Genomic DNA, 15,215 nt, shown 5'->3' with positions numbered 1-15,215 from the left:
TCACACCGGACTTGGAGGCCCTCTCGGCTGCTGTCTCTTGTGTGGAGGCGGCAAGGGCGGCCCTCTGCTGCCTCGCTGCTTCCCCTTACCCGTACGTCGGCCGGCCTCGGCAGTCTGCCGCGCCGCTACGTCCAGTCCACCCGAGCCGTCGCCCCCTCCGACCGCTCCCCGTCCCTCCCCACCGCGACCAACCGCAGCACCGTGCTCGTCTCCTCGCCCTCCCGGACCAGCGACTTGACGTAGTGCACCTCGTCGTAGACCCGGCCGAGCGGTTCCGGGGAGCCGTCGGCGCGTTCGCGGAGTACGTCGTAGTACCAGACCCCGGTGCGGTCGAGGTGCCAGGACAGGAAGAGTTCGGCCGAGGTGCGGTCGGTGGCCGGGTGCACCGCGTCGACCCGGAAGCCGGTGGGGGCGGCGGGGGCGGTCGGTGTACCGGCGGGGAGGAAGGCCAGTTCGCCGAGGTTGAGTCGGTACGCGGAGCGTTTCGTGCTGCCGGACGGGGCGGCCGCCCGGATCGCCACGGCGGCGATGGTGCGCCCGGCGTGGGCGTCGAGCGGCAGCCGCACCGTGGTCCAGTCCCCGCTGCCCGTGCGCCCCGCCGGGAGCCAGACGAACTCCTCCGGTGCGTCCCGGAACGCGAGCCCGAGGGACAGACCGCTCTCCTGCCGTGCCCGGCCGGTACGCAGGACGAGGCGGGCGCTTTCGCCGCCGCCGAGGGGCAGCTCGGTCTTGAACAGCCGTACGGTGGTGGGGTTTTCGGGGCCCAGCGTGCCGGAGACGAGCAGGGAGGTGCCGCCGTCGTAGGCCACGGTGTGGTCGTAGTCGACGGTCAGTGGCGGCTCGCTGCCACCGCTGCGGACCCACCACTGCCAGGTGGGCAGGATGTCCTGGGCACCCGCGTTGTTCCACTCGGCCCCGGAGCGGCGCACGCCGTCCAGGAAGAAGGCGCGGCCGTGGCCGGTGTTGAACCGGGTGACGAAGGGGAACGCGCCGATCACCGACCGCTCGGTGATGTAGTGCGCGACGCCGTCCCACTTGCGGTGGTTGTCCGCGTCGCGCGGCTTTCCGTCGTCGGGCCAGGGCTCGTACTCGGTACGGCCGGTCCGGGTCGGGTCCTCGTTCGGCCCCGACCAGTAGTGCCGTTCCCGTACGAAGGTGTTCCGCTGCTTGTCCGGGTCGCTGCGGTCCGGGTTGTTGGCCCAGGCCATGTGGGTGCCGAAAAGCGCCCAGCTGGTACGGGCCCGGCCGCCCTCGGGAAAGACGAGACGGGTGTCGTAGGGCGGGTTGAAGCCGTACTTCTCGTTCTCGGTGCCGAGGTGGACCCGCTCGTGGACGTCCATGCCGAGCTTCTCGGCGGTGGCCACCGAGTTCGCCACGCGCTCCGCGTTCCAGGCGTAGTTGATGAAGATGCTGTGGTTGACCTGCTGCCCGTCGTGCTCCAGCCAGGGCGCGTTGGCCTCGTTGAACTCGTTCTGGTAGTCGAGCTGCCCGCTCGTGGTCAGGCTGTCGTACCACTGCATGTGGAAGTGGTCGGGGGCCTGCGTGCGCAGGTAGGTGAGGAAGGCCATCAGGCGGGTGGCGTCCGCCTTCGGGATCGCCGCCTCCTGGTTGACGAAGTAGCCGTCGAAGCCGAAGTAGTCGGCGATTTCCAGGAGTTTGTCCGCGACCGGGAACGACCCGTCCGTCCGCTGCTCCAGATACGCGGCGAACTCCCCGCTCCGCGGCCAGAACCAACCGCCCAGCGACAGCACGCCGTTGCGGTGCGCCGCGTCCGTGTAGGCGGGGTTGGGCAGATTGATGAGCCCGTGCTCCGGCTCCTCGGTGGGCGACCCCCAGACCGGCATGCCGTGCCAGGAGCTGTACAGATCGGAGTACTGCCAAAAGCGCAACAGGCGCCGCGCGTACTGGTCGTTGGACCGGTACGCGCTGAAGAACGCGTTGTCGTAGTCGTAGGACATGTTCATCACCCGGGCCTCGGTGCGCAGCGCCGGATTGGCCTGCGTCGCGGCGAACGGTGCGATGCGGGTGGCCAGCGGCACCCGGGAACGGAAGTACTTCGCGTACGGATCACTCTCCGGCGTCCACGACAGGAGCCCAGCGGCGTTGTACCCGTGCAGATACGGCTGGTGCGGCGCCCTCGGCCGCCCCTCCTCCACATCGGCGAGTGCCGTGCCGACCCAGGGTCCGGCGAGCGTGGCCGTTCCGGCGAGGGAGACGGTGACCCCCGCGGCGGTCAGGAGCCTGAGGAAGGCGCGGCGGTCCAGGGGGCGGTGGGGGAGGGAGCCGGGGCCGGGGCCCTGCGGCTCGGGCGATTCATGGGAGGTGTCGGGGGTGACCATCGATGCGTCTCCTTCGGTGCCCGCGACGGCCGGGCGTTTGACAGCGTTGTCAGGAAGGTGGAGCGGTGCGTTCCTATCGGAGGCGAGGGGGAGCGTCAACGGGTGGGACAGGAAGGGGTGTTGAAGTGCACCGATCTCTGGCCGGTTGATGTGGTGCGGCGAGGGCGACGGGCGGCAGCGGGATGGGGCACTGCCCGCCGCGACTCACTCGGGCTGTGCGAAGAGTTCCAGGTGGCCGCAGTGGGGGCAACGGAAGCTGTCGATGCGCAGCCGGGGGCGGCCGAGCCGCTTGGCCCCGCCGAAGATGCCGCGTTCCAGAGGGCCCGCGATCCAGCGTGCGTATCCGTACGCGCCCTGACCGGCGTCCTCGATGAAGCCCGGTTCCAGTCCTATGGTTCCGCACTGGGTGCATTTGATCTGGTTCACGGGCCGTGAGTCTAGGAGCCGCGAGGCCGTCGCACTCCGCGCGCGTCCGGGGCCGCGCGCCATCCGCCCGACACCCTCACTTGCGGATCCTGCCCTGCGGTTTGTGACCCATCGCGCCCTGCCCATCCACCCCACCGCGGGTCCACGACCAGTAAAGTTCCCCACCGGCCCCGCCCGGCCCGCTGCCCCGCCCCGTCCCCGAGGAACTCCCGTGAGCCCCGCACCACCGCCGTCCACGCCCCCGTACCTGAGCGTCGTCGGGATCGGTGCCGACGGTTGGGACGGTCTCACCGAGCGGTCGCGCGCCGAACTCCGCGCCGCAGAGGTACTGATCGCCGGACCGCGCCAACTCGCGCTGCTGCCCGCCGAATGCGCGGGCGAGCGCGTACCGTGGCCGTCCCCGCTGAGGCCCGCCGTGCCGGGGCTCCTGGCCACTCACGCAGGCCGCCGGATCGCGGTTCTCGCCAGCGGCGACCCCTTCTTCCACGGGATCGGACGCACCCTCGCCGAGGTCGTGACGGAGACCTACGGGCACGGGCCCGAAACGGCGAGCACCTGGCCACTGACCGTGCTCCCGCACCCGTCCTCCGTCTCCTACGCCTGTGCCCGACTCGGCTGGCCCGTCGAGGACACCGAGGTCGTGACCCTGGTCGGCCGCCCGCTCGCACGTCTCGCGGCCGCCCTGCACCACGGGCGGCGCGTCCTCGTACTCAGTGCGGGCAGCGGGACCCCGGCCGAGATCGCCGGACTGCTCCGGGACCGGGGCTACGGGCCCAGCCGGATGCGCGTACTGGAACAACTCGGCGGAGCGGGGGAGCGGATCACCGCCTGGGCCCCGGCCGAGGAGTGGCGGCAGTCGCCCGGGGACGCGCTCAACGTCGTCGCGGTGGAGTGCGTACGGGCGCCCGGCGCGCTGCGGCTCGGGGCCGTTCCCGGACTGCCCGACGAGGCGTACGAGAACGACGGGCAGCTCACCAAGCGCCATGTCCGCGCCGCCACGCTCGCGGCCCTCGCGCCCGCGCCCGGGGAACTCCTCTGGGACATCGGCGGGGGGTCGGGCTCGATCGGCGTCGAGTGGATGCGTACGCATCCCTCCTGCCGGGCGGTCACCGTCGAACGGGACCCGGAGCGCGCCGCCCGCATCCGCCGCAACGCGGAATGCCTCGGTGTGCCCGCACTGCACGTCGTCACCGGAGCCGCCCCGGCCGCCCTGAGCGAGCTGGACCCTCAACTCACCCCGCCCGACGCGGTGTTCATCGGCGGCGGCCTGACCGCACCCGGTCTGCTCGACGCCTGCTGGGCGGCGCTGCCGGCGGGCGGCCGCCTGGTCGCCAACACCGTGACCCTGGAGTCCGAGGCGTTGCTCGCCGACTGGTACCGGCGCCACGGCGGCGAACTGGTGCGGCTCGCCGTCGCCCAGGCCGTACCGGTGGGCGGCTTCACCGGCTGGCGGCAGGCAATGCCGGTCACCCAGTGGTCCGTACAGAAACCCGTCGAGAGCTTCGAGAGCTTCGAGAGCTCCGCGAACCCGGAGAACTCCGCGAACCCCGACAACTCCGAAAACCCCGCGAACTCCGCGAACCCCAACTCCCCTTCAGGAGCAGCGAGATGACCGTGTACTTCATCGGTGCGGGCCCCGGCGCCGCCGACCTGATCACCGTGCGCGGCGCCCGCACCCTCGCGTCCTGCCCGGTCTGCCTGTACGCGGGCAGCCTGGTTCCGAAGGAGCTGCTCGCCGAATGCCCGCCGGACGCCCGGCTCGTGGACACCGCGCAGCTCGATCTGGACCAGATCACCGAGGAGTTGGTGAGCGCGCACCGGGCCGGGCACGACGTCGCGCGCCTGCACTCGGGCGACCCGTCCGTGTTCAGCGCGGTGGCCGAGCAGATGCGGCGGCTCGACAGGGCGGGCGTGCCGTACGAAGTGGTGCCCGGGGTACCCGCGTTCGCAGCCGCGGCGGCCGCGCTCAAGCGTGAACTGACCGTACCCACGGTCGGCCAGACCGTCATCCTGACCCGTATCGCCCAGCAGGCCACCGCGATGCCCGAGGGCGAGGACCTCGCCACCCTCGGCCGCAGCGGCGCCCTCCTCGTCCTGCACCTGGCCGCCCGCTACGCGGACCGCGTCGTCTCCGAGCTGCTGCCGCACTACGGCGCCGACTGCCCGGCCGCCGTCGTCGCCATGGCCAGCCGCCCCGACGAACTCGTCCTGCGCGGCACCCTGGCCGACATCGCCGACCAGGTGAAGGCGGCCGGGGTGGTCCGCACGGCGGTCATCATCGTCGGACGGACGCTGGGGGCAGAGCAGTTCGGGGACAGCCACCTGTACTCGCCGGGGCGGGAGCGGCACGACTGCTGAGGTGCGTGGACGGGTAGCGGGCGCGGACTGGCTCGACGGCGGTTGATCGGTCGGTGCGGAAGTAACCCCGAGTGTCCAGCTGTAAGCGCTTATCCTTCCGGGGGCATGGCCCTTCGAGGGACATCGAGTTCCCAGGTTTCGCCACTCGCGTTCGTGCGGATCCGGATACTGACGGGCATGGCCGTCTACGACACGATCGGTACCACCTACGGGCAGACCCGCCGCTCTGATGCCCGCATCGCCGCGCAGATCCACGCCGCGCTCGGGGATGCCCGGGACGTGATCAACGTCGGCGCGGGTGCCGGTTCGTACGAGCCCGAGTCTCCGCGTACCGTCCTCGCGGTCGAGCCGAGCCAGGTCATGATCGCTCAACGCCCGCCCCTGGCAGCGCCCGCGGTGAGCGCTGTCGCCGAACACCTTCCGGTGGGCGACAACGCGGCCGACGCCGTCATGGCGATTCTGACCGTGCACCACTGGACCGACCTGGCCGCCGGAATCGCCGAACTCCGCCGGGTGGCCCGCCGCCGCGTCGTCGTCCTGACGTGGGACCAGGAGCTCTTCCGCGAGCGGTTCTGGCTCATTCGCGACTACTTTCCCCAGGCCGCCGCCTTCGACGACACTCGCGCGGTCCCGATGGACCGGCTGGCCGCCCTGCTCGGCGGGGCCCGCCAGGAGCCCGTCCCCGTCCCGCACGACTGCACGGACGGATTCGGCGCGGCGTTCTGGCGCCGCCCGCAGGCCTACCTCGACCCCGAAGTGCGCGCGGGGATTTCCATGCTCGCGCAGCTCGGGGATCAGGTCCTTGCCTCTGGCCTGGCAGCGCTCAAGGACGACCTGGCGACCGGCCGTTGGGAGCAACGCCATGCCGAGTTGCTCGCTCTGGACAGCTTCGATGTGGGTTATCGGTTGCTCGTGGCGGAGGTGTGACCGCCCGGTCCACGGTGGCTCGGCTTTCCGGGCCGAGCAGTCGACCGTCGGAGGAGTAGCTGATGAGCCCCGACATGTCTCGCGGCGCTCGGCTGGCCGCCCACGGTGCCGTTTCCTCCTCGCTGGCGCTGTGCGGTGACCGCAGACTGCGCGAGCTGCTCGACGCCGCCCCACCGATCGGTTCCGGCATCGGCGGGGAGACACGACTGCTGGACGTCGACGGAACACCGGTCTTCGTCAAGCAGGTACGCCTGACCGATCTGGAGCGACGGCCGGAGAACGTGCACTCCACGGCGAACGTGTTCGGGCTGCCGGTCTTCTGTCAGTACGGGATCGGCAGTATCGGCGGCCCTGGGTTCGGAGCCTGGCGAGAGCTGGCCGTGCACACCATGACGACGAACTGGGTGATCGCGGGAGACTGCGAGGGATTTCCGCTGATGCACCACTGGCGGGTGCTGCCGGACTCCGGTCGGCCGCTTCCCGAGGAACTGTCCGACGTGGAACGAGCCGTCGCCTACTGGGGAGGCGGATCGGGAATTCGCCACCGCATCGAGGCCCTCCAGCAGTCCTCGGCGAGCCTCCTGCTGTTCCTGGAGTACATCCCGCAGAACCTGCACGACTGGCTGGGCGCCCGGATCGGTGCCGGTGCCGGGGATGCGGATGGTGGTGGCGGCGCGGCGGCCGAGCGGGCCTGCGCGATGGCCGACAAGGAGCTGAAAGCCGGAGTCTCGTTCATGAACTCCCGTGGGCTGCTGCATTTCGACGCCCACTTCCAGAACATCCTGACCGACGGCCGTCGGCTCTACTTCGCCGACTACGGCCTCGCCCTCTCCTCCCGCTTCGAACTCACCGAAAACGAGGCGGACTTCTACGACCGGCACTGCACCTACGACCGGTGCTACACCGCCACACATCTGGTGAACTGGCTGGCCGTCGCCCTGTACGGGTACGGGCCGCAGGAGCGCGAGGCGTTTGTGCGGGACTGTGCCCAGGGGAGAATGCCGGAGGACATTCCCGCGGAAATTGCGGCAGTCATCCTTCGGTACGCGCCCGTGGCGGCGGTGATGGGGGAGTTCTCTCGCCGGTTTCGGCAGGAGAGCCGGGCAACTCCCTATCCACTTGAGGCGATGCCCCGCGCCCGTAGCCGTCCTCGCTTCACCACGCCGTGAGATACACCCTTGCCCGCTCGGCTTTGAGTGTCTGCACGTAGATCTCGATCCACCGGATCTTGCGGCGGTGGTCATTCACGTCCGCCGGGGACACACCCGCGTAGCGTGCGCCCTTCACCGTCTGTGGTTCGGGCAGCCCGAGGTGGCCGAAGGGTCTTCCCTGCGCGTTGAAGCCGCGTTGGTCCGCCTTCAAAGGGTCTTCGAAGTGCAGGTCTTCTGCGATTTTCTCCGCGTTCGCCTCGCTGGTGACGAACGAGAGGAAATAAGTGTCTTCGCGCGGGTTGACCTGGATGGCCCCCTTGGTCTCGGTGGCGTCCTTGGGGACCGTCACCTTCATGAATGCGGACGTCTCGGCCGCGCCCGCCTTCGGGTGCCAGTGCCAGTCGCGCCCCTGTTTGATTTGACCGTCCGGTTCCAGACTGGAGCATGCGGACAGCAGCAGGGTGATTGCCAAGGGTGCGACGAGGCGGGCACCATGTTTGGTCTTCACTGGTTCTCCTAGTCGTGGTCGCGAGTGACGTCGGAGCGGGTGCCTTCGCGTCCTTGGTCTGGCGGATCGACTGTCGGATTATTGCGGCACCGCACCTACGCCCGGCACTACACCGTCACGCATCTGGTGAAATGGCTGGCCGTGTCGTCCTGTACGGGTACGAGCCGCAGGAGCGTGAGGCGTTTTTGCGGGACTGTGCCCAGGGGAGATCACCCAAGGACATTCCCGCGGAGATCACGGAACTCTTCGTCCGATACGGGCCCCTCGCCGCGGTGATGGGAGAGTTCTCTCGCCGATTTCGGCAGGAGAGCCAGGCAACTCCCTATCCACTTGAGGCGATTCGCCGGATCGGGCTGCAGGCGCACGGCGCCCCGCTTGATGCACGGGCGGGGCTTCATGAACAACTCTGACGAGGCGAGGTAGGCGTTGCGTTGACGCACGGTCCGTACTACAACCCGGACGATGATCGCGGGTGCCTTCAGATGGTCCTCGCCGTTCCTCTCGTCCTGCTTACGCTCATCTCCGCGTTCTTCTGTTGGTTCGCCGTGATGATCCGTCCGTCAGGCTCGTGGGACGACGAGGCATACGCGGCGATCGAATTGGGGTGCGTATTCTCCATCGGCGCTTCGGGCCTGGCGGTGGCACTGTGGTCGCTTCGCTCAGTGCGGCAGGTCATGGGGTGGGGATGGCTGGTGCTGCCACTGGTATTGGCGCTCGTGTCGGCGGTGCGTTGGAGAACCGGTGTGTGAAGGGCGGTCAACGGTTCGGTCTGCTCGGGCTCGGCCCCTCGCAGCACTCTGGCTCACCCCACCTCACTCCTCCCCACCACGTTCCCCGCCCGGTCAATACAGATCACGTCCACCGCCACCGGCGCCCCCCGCAGCACCGCCAACGCCTCATCGCGTGCCGCCACCGCCACCAGGTCACCGAGCGGGACCCCCGCCGCCGTGCACAACTGCAGTGCCGCAAGGCCTGTGTTGGCGGTCGCCACCTCGGAGGCAAGGGCCTCGTCGGCGCCGCCGCTGCGAGCGAGGTCGGCCAGGAAGGACTTGTCGACCTGGCTGCGGGCGGAGTGCAGGTCGAGGTGGCCCGCGGCCAGTTTGGAGAGTTTGGCGAAGCCGCCGCAGAGGGTGAGACGGTCTACCGGGTGGCGGCGGATGTACTTCAGGACGGCGCCCGCGAAGTCGCCCATGTCCAGGAGTGCGTCCTCGGGCAGCGCGTGGACCGCGACCACCGTCCGCTCCGAGGTCGAGCCCGTGCACCCGGCCACATGGGTACGGCCCGCCGCGCGCGCCACGTCCACCCCGCGCCGGATGGAGTCGATCCACGCCGAGCACGAGTACGGGACCACGATGCCCGTCGTGCCGAGGATCGACAGGCCGCCGAGAATGCCGAGCCGGGGGTTCCAGGTGGAGCGGGCGATCTCCTCGCCGTGGTCGACGGAGATCTCCACGATCACGTCGCCGGTGCCGCCGTGGCGCCGGGCCACCTCGGCCACGTGGTCACGGATCATCTGCCGGGGCACCGGGTTGATCGCCGGTTCGCCGACGGTGAGCGGGAGGCCGGGGCGGGTGACCGTACCCACGCCGGGGCCCGCGCGGAAGTGAACGCCCGAACCGGCCGGTCCGGGGCGCACCGTGGCCCGTACCAGCGCCCCGTGCGTCACATCCGGATCGTCCCCCGCGTCCTTCACCACACCGGCCATGGCGAAGCTGCCTGCGGGTCCCTCGGGTTCGGCGAAGCCGTCCCCGGTCGCTTCGGCGGCCTTATCGGGGACCCCAACGGCGGCCTTATCGGCGGCCCCATCGGCGGTCTTCGCGGTGGTTTTCTCGGGCGCACCGGGTTCACCGGGTTCACGGGGCTCACCGGGCCCGCCCGGCGCCCCGATCTCCTCCACAGCGAGCGCGAAAGCGGGAGTCTGGCCCTTGGGGAGGGTGATCGTCACCGGGTCGGGGAACTCGCCGGTGAGCAGGGCGGTGTACGCGGCAGTGGTGGCCGCCGTCGCGCAGGCGCCGGTCGTCCAGCCCGGGCGTAGGCCGGTGTGCTTGAGTTGGGCGTTGCGTCCGCCCTTCGGTTCGGTGCTCATGTGGTGCCTGTCGCCGTGGTCCGTGCGCGACGCCGTTGCCCCTGTCCGTATTGTCCCCGTCCGCCGTGCGTGCGGCTGCCTCGCGCCCGTACCGGCGTGAGCGCCCGCGCCTGCGCCCGTGTGCGCGCCCGATCCTGCGCCGGTACGTGCACCCGTGCCAGCGCCTGCTCAGGCGCCCCCTGAAGGAAACCGATGGAAGCCCAGCACCCCGCACACGACGTACACGTACTGATCCTCGGCGGGACCTCCGAGGCGCGGCAGCTGGCCGAAAGCCTGCACCGCGAGGCTCCCGGGGTACGGGTGACGAGTTCGCTCGCGGGGCGGGTCGCGGCGCCGCGGCTGCCGTCCGGGGAGGTGCGCGTCGGCGGGTTCGGCGGGGTGGAGGGGATGGTGCGCTGGCTCGGCGAGCACCGGGTCGACCTGCTCATCGACGCCACCCATCCTTTCGCCCAGGCCATCAGTTTTCACGCGGCCGAGGCCGCCGCCACCGCCCATGTTCCCCTGCTGGCGCTCCGGCGTCCCGGCTGGGTGCCGGAGCCGGGCGACGACTGGCACCCGGTGGCCTCGCTCGACGAAGCCGCCGCGGCCCTGCCCGCGCTCGGCCGCCGGGTCTTCCTGACCACCGGCCGGATGGGACTCGCCACCTTCGCCCCGCTCACCGCTTGCTGGTTCCTCGTACGTTCCGTCGACGCACCCGAGCCGCCGTTCCCGCCCCGGATGGAGGTGCTCCTGGACCGCGGCCCGTTCACCCTCGACGGCGAACGCGAACTGCTGCGCCGCCACCGCATCGACGTCCTCGTCACCAAGGACAGCGGCGCGGCCGCCACCGCACCCAAGCTCACGGCCGCCCGCGAGGCCGGGATCCCGGTCGTCGTCGTACGCCGCCCTCCGGTCCCCGAGGGCGTTCCCGTCGTCCCCGGAGCGCAGGAGGCGGCCGAGTGGGTACGGGGGATGCGGGGGCGGGCGACGTAGCGCGGGAGCCCCCGCGTACACACCCGCGCGCCCTCACCCGCTCACGCCCCCGGAGACCGTCGAGCACACGCCTCCGGAGACAGCTGAGCTCACACCCCCGGAGACCACCGAACTCACGCCTCCGGATACCGCCGAGGCGTCCACACCACCTGTTCGCCCTCGCTCTCGCCCGCGTGCGTACCGCCGTCGCGGCCGACCGCCCGGGTCTGTGAGGAGCCGACGATCAACAGGGTGCGCATGTCGACCTCTTCGGGTACGAGGTCGGCCAGGCGCACCACGCGGACGCTCTCGCCGGGGCCGCCGATGTCACGGCCGACGACCACGGGGGTGTCGGGGGCACGGTGTTCGAGCAGGAGTTCCTTGGCCTTGCCGACCTGCCAAGTGCGGCTGCGCGAGCCGGGGTTGTAGAGCGCCAGGACCAGGTCCGCGGCTGCGGCGGCGGCCAGGCGTTCCGCGATCACCTCCCACGGCTTGAGCCGGTCCGAGAGGGAGAGCGTGGCGTAGTCGTGTCCGAGCGGGGCGCCCGCGCGGGCGGCCACCGCGTTGGCGGCGGTCACGCCGGGCAGGACCCGGACGGGGACGTCGGCGTAGGCGTCCTGGGCGGCGACTTCGAGTACCGCCGTGGCCATCGCGAACACCCCGGGGTCGCCGCCGGAGATCACCGCGACGCGGTGGCCGCGCCGTGCCAGGTCGAGCGCGAACTCGGCCCGTTCCGACTCGACCTTGTTGTCCGAGCCGTGCCGACGCTGGCCGGGCCGTTGCGGCACCCGGTCCAGGTAGGTGGTGTAGCCGACCAGGTCGTCGGCGGCGGCCAGCGCGCCGCGGGTCTCCGGGGTCAGCCACAGTGGTCCGGCCGGACCGGTGCCCACCACCACGACCTCACCGCGCACGCGGGGCGTACGCGCCGGCGCCTGCCCCGGGAGTACGGCGACCTTGCTGGGCAGCACCGCCACGGAGAAGTACGGGACCGAGTCCGGGTCGATGTCCGTGAGCGCACCGGTGCGTTCGCCGTCCATGGTGGCGCGCTCGACATAGCGCGCGTCCTCCAGACGGCCCGTGCGCTCCAGGGCACGGCGCACCGTGGGGAACGTGCGCCCCAGCTTCATCACCACCGCCGAATCGGTCGACGCCAGGCGCGCCGTCAACTCCTCCTCCGGCAGCGTGCCGGGGATCACGGTGAGCACCTCCTCGGCCTCGACCAGCGGCTCGCCCAGTCGTGCCGCTGCGGCGCTGATCGAGGTCACTCCCGGAATCACCTCGGTCGGGTAACGGTGTGCCAGGCGCTTGTGCATGTGCTGGTAGGAGCCGTAGAAGAGCGGGTCGCCCTCGGCGAGGACGGCGACCGTACGGCCCGCGTCGAGATGTTCGGCGAGCCGGGCCGAGGCCTCCTCGTAGAAGTCGTCGAGCGCGCCCCGGTAGCCGCCGGGGTGGTCGGTGGTCTCCACCGTGATCGGGTACATCAGGCGCTCTTCGATGTGGTCGGGCCGGATGTACCGGTCCGCGATCCGGCGCGCGATGGAACGCCCGTGCCGCGCGGAGTGGTACGCCACCACATCCGCCTCGCCGATGACTTCCACGGCGCGCACGGTGATCAGCGAGGGGTCGCCGGGCCCGAGACCCACACCGTAGAGACGTCCCGTACCCGTACCCGGACCCGCACCCGTCCCGGTGCCGGTCCGGGATTCCCGCTCCGCCGACGCGCTCATTCGGTCTCACTCGCAATCGCGTTGAGGGCCGCCGCCGCCATCGCGCTGCCGCCGCGACGGCCGCGTACCACCAGGTACTCCAGGCCCAGCCGGGAAGCGGCGAGGGCGTCCTTGGACTCGGCCGCGCCGATGAAGCCGACCGGGACGCCGATCACGGCCGCCGGGCGGGGCGCGCCCTCGGCGATCATCTCCAGGAGCCGGAACAGCGCGGTGGGCGCGTTGCCGACCGCGACCACCGAGCCTTCGAGGCGGTCACGCCACAGCTCCAGCGCGGCGGCGCTGCGCGTGGTGCCCAACTCGGCGGCGAGGGCCGGTACTTCGGGGGCGGACAGGGTGCACAGGACCTCGTTGTCCGCGGGCAGGCGCTTGCGGGTCACGCCGGAGGCGACCATCTGTGCGTCGCACAGGATGGGCGCGCCCGCGCGCAGCGCCTCACGGGCGCGGGCCACCACCTGCGGGGAGAAGCCGAGATCGGCCACGAGGTCGGTCATGCCGCAGGCGTGGATCATCCGTACGGCGACCTGGCTCACATCGGCAGGCAGTGCGGCGAGGTCGGCCTCGGCCCGGATGGTGGCAAAGGACTGGCGGTAGATCTCCGCGCCGTCCTTCTCGTAGTCGAACACTGTGCTCTCGCTCATTCGCTCATCCCGATGCCCCGTACGGGGCGTGATCCCTGCTCCACCGCCATGACGGGCGGCGGCCACTGCTTTCCGTAGGTCGTCGTCTCGTACGTCGACATCTAGTACGCCGTTGTCACGTGCGCCGTCGTCTCGTGGACGGTCCTCCGGTTTCGTGCCGTTCGCGGTCCCACCGACCGCCCCGGGAGCCTCGTACGCCGGAGCCCCGAACCGCGCGGGCGTGCTCGCTGACGCCTGCTGCGAACTCCCCTGTGTCTCCAGGGCAGTTGAGGCTCCGGCACGCCGTACGGTCACCGTGTACCGGCCGTCGCCCTCCGCGAGTACGTCGACCCAGTCGCCCTGTGGGTGGCCGCAGCGGCGTTCGCAGCCGGACCAGTACACCGGCAGGCCCGGGCCGGGGGCGGGCAGGGCCTCGGCGCGTACGTCGGCGCGGGACTTCGCGCAGCCCGGGCGGCCGGTGCAGGCGCCGACCGGCAGCCAGGGGGAGGCGGCCGAGGTGACCAGTCCCGCGCGGTCCAGGGCGTCGAGGCGTTCCTCGGCGGCGGCGCGGCTGGTGAAGCCGGGTAGCAGCAGGCCGCGCCACGGGGTGAGCCGGATCTCGTCGGCCGGGGCGGGCAGCAGCGCACGCCACTGCGCGACGTCGAGGCGGCCGAGCTTCGCCGTGACCACCACGGTCCGGGTGCCGTCGGGGGCGCGGAGAAGGCCGGGGGAGGGGCGCGGGTCGTGGCCGGGTCGGACTTCCAGATCCGGATGTCGAGCAGCCTGCGCCGGAGCGCCCGAGGCCCGATCCATCCTCCCCGAAAGGCGCCCCGCAGCATTCTCCGCACTCTCCGTGCTATCCGTACCTTCCGTGCTCCCCACGCTCTCCGTAATGCCCGATTCGCCAAGGAATCTAGTGAGTTGGCGGTCGAGTTCCCGGTCGGCCTCGGGGCCCTCCGGCAAGTCCCGTACCCGCCAAGCGCCGTTGCCCGCCTTCTCGGCGGTGGTGAGGAAGGCGCGGGCGGCGGCGAGGGCGGCGCGTGGTGCGTGTGCCGCGGCGATCCGGCGCACCGAGCGGCCGAGACGTACGACCGCCTCGCCCGCCGGAGCTGCGAGCAAGGTCACATCGCCGCCGAGGGTCGCGACATCGCCCCGGCCGTCGTCCAGGGCGAACAGGAAGCGGCCCGAGAGGGCGGTCGTCCACTGCTCGGCGCACAGCAGGCCGTCCAGCTCACGGGCCCACAACTGGACGTGGGCGAAGCCGGTTTGGTCGAGTCCGGCGGCCGGTGAGGCCACGATGTTGCGTACGCGTTCGTGCCGCTCGGAGGGGAGCAGGTCCGCCTCGTGCAGCAGTGCGGCGAGTTCGCCGCCGCAGGTCTCGCCGAGGCCGCGCAGTTCGACGTTGCCGCGCGAGGTGATGCTCAGCCGCCCGTCGGCGAGCCGCTCCGCCGCGTCGGCGAGGGTCTCGGCCTGACGGGACGTCAACAGGCCCCCGGGCAGCCGGAGTCGGGCCAGAAAGCCGTCGTCGGCGCGGTGCAGTCGAAGTGCGCCGGGGCAGGCGTCGCCCCGTTCGCGGGAGGGAGCCCGGCCCGCGACCTCGGAGGGAGTCGAGTGGGGCGGCATGGCGGCGAGCATACCCACGGCCTGCGGCCCCGCCACCGGCGCGAACAGTGATCTGCGCCCCGTTCCCGCCACCGGCTGTCACTGTCTCCGGCACCGTCACGGCCGCCGCGCCCGCGCCGCGCACGCACCCCATCCCGTGCCCGCGCACGCACCCCATCCCCTGCCCGCGCACGCCCCCGCCCCCATGCCCGCGCACGCACCGGCGCCAACGGCGCACGACCCCGGCGGACCCGCCCGTTCCACAAGCCTGCGCGCAAGCCCGCCCGAAAGCCCCTCCGCAAGCACCTCCGTCAGCACCAAAGGTGACGAACGCCCCGCCGACAAGCACCCCCTCCTGCACTTACTATTCCTGCGGCGGGCCAACTGGTCCGTCGACGGCCAGGCCCCGTCCTGTGAGGAAGCCGGTGCGAATCCGGCACGGTCCCGCCACTGTGAGCCCGGTCCCCGGGTGAGTCAGGAACTCTCAGCCGTCCGACAACTGCCCGGGGCGTGGACACCCCGA

General features: G+C 71.5%; 12 protein-coding genes, 1 pseudogene and 1 riboswitch. Of the genes and pseudogenes, 6 read left to right on the top strand and 7 right to left on the bottom strand.

From position 1 onward, the window contains the following. Positions 1–125: 125 nt before the first annotated feature. Both HUT18_RS24590 and HUT18_RS24585 read right to left on the bottom strand, forming a co-directional pair. Positions 126–2,339 (bottom strand): hypothetical protein, encoded by a 2,214-nt coding sequence (locus tag HUT18_RS24590; protein WP_176102725.1) that lies wholly within the window; start codon positions 2,337–2,339, stop codon positions 126–128. Positions 2,340–2,543: 204 nt separating this feature from the next. Continuing rightward, a complete protein-coding gene (locus HUT18_RS24585) occupies positions 2,544–2,765 on the bottom strand; it encodes a hypothetical protein (RefSeq protein WP_176102724.1) in 222 nt (73 codons plus the stop codon). 211 nt (positions 2,766–2,976) lie between these two features. Between HUT18_RS24585 and cbiE the strand changes: the two genes are divergently transcribed. The 4 genes from cbiE (at position 2,977) to HUT18_RS24565 (ending at position 7,219) form a co-directional block, all read left to right on the top strand. Further along, positions 2,977–4,377, top strand: a complete 1,401-nt coding sequence (cbiE, locus tag HUT18_RS24580; RefSeq protein ID WP_176102723.1) for a precorrin-6y C5,15-methyltransferase (decarboxylating) subunit CbiE — start codon at positions 2,977–2,979, stop codon at positions 4,375–4,377. Next, on the top strand, positions 4,374–5,123 hold the full coding sequence (gene cobM, locus HUT18_RS24575) for a precorrin-4 C(11)-methyltransferase (protein ID WP_176102722.1): 750 nt from the start codon (positions 4,374–4,376) through the stop codon (positions 5,121–5,123). Before cbiE ends, cobM begins: the two co-directional genes overlap by 4 nt. A gap of 177 nt (positions 5,124–5,300) precedes the next feature. After that, positions 5,301–6,050, top strand: coding sequence for a class I SAM-dependent methyltransferase (locus HUT18_RS24570; protein WP_176102721.1), 750 nt, complete (start codon positions 5,301–5,303; stop codon positions 6,048–6,050). Between the two features lie 74 nt (positions 6,051–6,124). Further along, positions 6,125–7,219 (top strand): protein kinase family protein, encoded by a 1,095-nt coding sequence (locus HUT18_RS24565; protein WP_176104781.1) that lies wholly within the window; start codon positions 6,125–6,127, stop codon positions 7,217–7,219. Here the strand turns inward: HUT18_RS24565 and HUT18_RS24560 are convergent. After that, positions 7,206–7,709, bottom strand: a complete 504-nt coding sequence (locus tag HUT18_RS24560; RefSeq protein ID WP_254878788.1) for a hypothetical protein — start codon at positions 7,707–7,709, stop codon at positions 7,206–7,208. The two genes, HUT18_RS24565 and HUT18_RS24560, sit on opposite strands and share 14 nt — an antisense overlap. 482 nt (positions 7,710–8,191) lie before the next feature. On the opposite strand from HUT18_RS24560, the gene HUT18_RS24555 reads away from it, so the two are divergent. Further along, entirely contained in the window at positions 8,192–8,458 is a 267-nt protein-coding gene (locus tag HUT18_RS24555; protein WP_176102720.1) for a hypothetical protein, read from the top strand. Between the two features lie 53 nt (positions 8,459–8,511). Here HUT18_RS24555 and HUT18_RS24550 read toward each other — a convergent pair whose 3' ends face one another. Continuing rightward, positions 8,512–9,795, bottom strand: a complete 1,284-nt coding sequence (locus tag HUT18_RS24550) for a cobalt-precorrin-5B (C(1))-methyltransferase (RefSeq protein ID WP_176102719.1) — start codon at positions 9,793–9,795, stop codon at positions 8,512–8,514. A 192-nt stretch (positions 9,796–9,987) separates the two neighbouring features. On the opposite strand from HUT18_RS24550, the gene HUT18_RS24545 reads away from it, so the two are divergent. Continuing rightward, complete coding sequence (locus HUT18_RS24545) at positions 9,988–10,767, top strand: cobalt-precorrin-6A reductase (RefSeq protein ID WP_176102718.1); 780 nt, start codon at positions 9,988–9,990, stop codon at positions 10,765–10,767. Positions 10,768–10,880: 113 nt separating this feature from the next. Here the strand turns inward: HUT18_RS24545 and HUT18_RS24540 are convergent, their stop codons facing one another. From HUT18_RS24540 to HUT18_RS24530, 3 genes and pseudogenes are all read right to left on the bottom strand, one after another. After that, entirely contained in the window at positions 10,881–12,473 is a 1,593-nt protein-coding gene (locus tag HUT18_RS24540; RefSeq protein WP_176102717.1) for a precorrin-2 C(20)-methyltransferase, read from the bottom strand. Further along, a complete protein-coding gene (locus tag HUT18_RS24535; protein WP_176104779.1) occupies positions 12,470–13,111 on the bottom strand; it encodes a precorrin-8X methylmutase in 642 nt (213 codons plus the stop codon). The genes HUT18_RS24540 and HUT18_RS24535 overlap by 4 nt, the downstream gene beginning before the upstream one ends. 285 nt (positions 13,112–13,396) lie before the next feature. Next, positions 13,397–14,725, bottom strand: a pseudogene (locus HUT18_RS24530) (cobalamin biosynthesis protein CobG); the annotation flags it as partial. Between the two features lie 346 nt (positions 14,726–15,071). Next, positions 15,072–15,200: riboswitch (cobalamin riboswitch) on the top strand. The last annotated feature ends 15 nt before the right edge of the window (positions 15,201–15,215 follow it).

This window comes from Streptomyces sp. NA04227 (assembly GCF_013364195.1).
Taxonomy (GTDB): domain Bacteria; phylum Actinomycetota; class Actinomycetes; order Streptomycetales; family Streptomycetaceae; genus Streptomyces.
Note: the sequence above shows the minus strand (reverse complement) of the source record. Positions and strands in the feature narration are given on the sequence as shown.

Excerpts from the sequence above, each read along its gene's own strand:
- HUT18_RS24590 (WP_176102725.1), bottom strand. The coding sequence starts at position 2,339 with ATGGTCACCCCCGACACCTCCCATGAATCGCCCGAGCCGCAGGGCCCC.
- cobM (WP_176102722.1), top strand. The coding sequence starts at position 4,374 with ATGACCGTGTACTTCATCGGTGCGGGCCCCGGCGCCGCCGACCTGATC.
- HUT18_RS24570 (WP_176102721.1), top strand. The coding sequence starts at position 5,301 with ATGGCCGTCTACGACACGATCGGTACCACCTACGGGCAGACCCGCCGC.
- HUT18_RS24565 (WP_176104781.1), top strand. The coding sequence starts at position 6,125 with ATGTCTCGCGGCGCTCGGCTGGCCGCCCACGGTGCCGTTTCCTCCTCG.
- HUT18_RS24555 (WP_176102720.1), top strand. The coding sequence starts at position 8,192 with ATGGTCCTCGCCGTTCCTCTCGTCCTGCTTACGCTCATCTCCGCGTTC.
- HUT18_RS24550 (WP_176102719.1), bottom strand. The coding sequence starts at position 9,795 with ATGAGCACCGAACCGAAGGGCGGACGCAACGCCCAACTCAAGCACACC.
- HUT18_RS24545 (WP_176102718.1), top strand. The coding sequence starts at position 9,988 with ATGGAAGCCCAGCACCCCGCACACGACGTACACGTACTGATCCTCGGC.
- HUT18_RS24540 (WP_176102717.1), bottom strand. The coding sequence starts at position 12,473 with ATGAGCGCGTCGGCGGAGCGGGAATCCCGGACCGGCACCGGGACGGGT.
- HUT18_RS24535 (WP_176104779.1), bottom strand. The coding sequence starts at position 13,111 with ATGAGCGAGAGCACAGTGTTCGACTACGAGAAGGACGGCGCGGAGATC.